Genomic DNA, 1,692 nt, shown 5'->3' on the forward strand with positions numbered 1-1,692 from the left:
AGAAGAAATAAAAAAGGTAAAGATAAATGATAGCAAGGTTATTGGTAAATATAGAAATTTAGACTTACAAGTTTCATATAACTTTATGACTAATACTCATACTTTTAAACTCCTAGGAAAAGCAGAATACTTTGGAGAGTTTTCAAACTCTACTGATGGCAATATAACAAGACTTGATAATGCTATTGAAAAAATGCCTGCAAGGCTTGGAAGATTAAATCAAAACCTTGAAAACTATAAAGAATCTTTAGAAAATGCCAAAGTAGAATTGACCAAACCATTTGAAAAAGCAGATGAGTTAAGGGATAAGACACTAAGATTAGCTGAAATTAATAAACTTTTAGATATGGGAGAAGTAGAAGAATTAGAAAACCAATCACCATTATTAGAAGATTTAAAGAGGGCGATAGTTGATTATTCTAACTACGAGTTCTCAGAATCTAATAGCTATGAAGACTTTGACAAATTATACCCTGATTTAAGCCATATAGGACTTGCCTATACAGAAACACCTGATGGTAAGCACACGATTCAATATGAGGTAAATTTAGAAGAAAAAACATGGACTCAGTATGTAGATAATGTAGCTATTAGAACAGAATCTTTTGTAGAAGAAGATATATCTAATTCACAAGCTATTAAAGATATGACTGAAGCCATAAAGATGTCAAGTTTTGACGATCTGGTATCAGTAGATGAAGAAGATTTAAAACAAGCCCTAGGTTTAGAAATAGATGATGATGGAAACTTCTATGATCCACTAGCAAAAGATCTTGATAATGATGGAATACCAGATAGGTATGACAATGATTTTAAAGATAGTGATTACTTTGAATCAACCTATGATGTAGAGGATAATCTTCAGGCAAGGGAAGAGAAACCATCTATATTGGGACAAATATCAAAATTCAAATCGGAAGAAGAAAAAGATAAAAATCAAGAAAAAAACGAAAAAGCACAAGAAAGATAGAGGAGGGCGAAAGGCTCTCCTTATTTAGTACAAGGAGGAAATTATGGAATACAAAGATATTAGAGAAAACTTAGAAGAAATGATGAATGATAATTACAAGGATTTTATAAAAGCACTTGTGAGCATAGAAAAAGGCGTTACTGATGAAAAGGCACTTGAAGAAGTCTATGTTTTATTTATGATCAAAGACACAACAGGTCTATTAAATGATGACTTTGACTATATGATTGATGATATGAAAGAACAAGGTAAGATTGTTGAAAATACCAATGAACTTGAAGAAAAAGACAATCTCATAAATCTCGTGGGTAATATAGCTGGCAAAGTAGAAAATCTTGAAAGAGAAAATGCTAATGGAGAAAAGTTCAAAGTAAGCAACTTTTCAATTGTTTCAAAAGATGTCGATGGAAATAAAGTTTATACCAATTGTTCAGCCTATGGAGATAAGACAAAAGATTTAGAGAGTTTAAAACAAGGAGACTTTGTTAAAATATTTGGTCAAGTAAAAACAAGCATTGACAACAATGGAAAGGAACATAAAAATGTCCGTATTTTGACTTCTAAGCTCTTAAAAGCAAAAGAACAAGTAAAGAGTCAAGACAAGGATATAAAGTCCATATTAGGGCAAATAAAAAGCTTTAGGACAGATGACAAAACTAAGTCAACTAAGAAAGAACATAGCAAAGGTGAAGAGAGGTAAATATCGGCAGTTTTGATCTGAA

At 31.3% G+C, this 1,692-nt stretch carries 1 protein-coding gene and 1 pseudogene; both read left to right on the forward strand.

Features of this window, described 5'->3' with window-relative positions; translation table 11 throughout:
- Positions 1–970 (forward strand): annotated as a pseudogene (locus KHW44_RS09420) (DNA helicase); the annotation flags it as partial.
- A 43-nt stretch (positions 971–1,013) separates the two neighbouring features.
- A complete protein-coding gene (locus tag KHW44_RS09425) occupies positions 1,014–1,670 on the forward strand; it encodes a DNA-binding protein (RefSeq protein ID WP_304068837.1) in 657 nt (218 codons plus the stop codon).
- The last annotated feature ends 22 nt before the right edge of the window (positions 1,671–1,692 follow it).

The organism is Finegoldia magna, from assembly GCF_018371055.1.
GTDB classification, from domain to species: domain Bacteria; phylum Bacillota; class Clostridia; order Tissierellales; family Peptoniphilaceae; genus Finegoldia; species Finegoldia magna_I.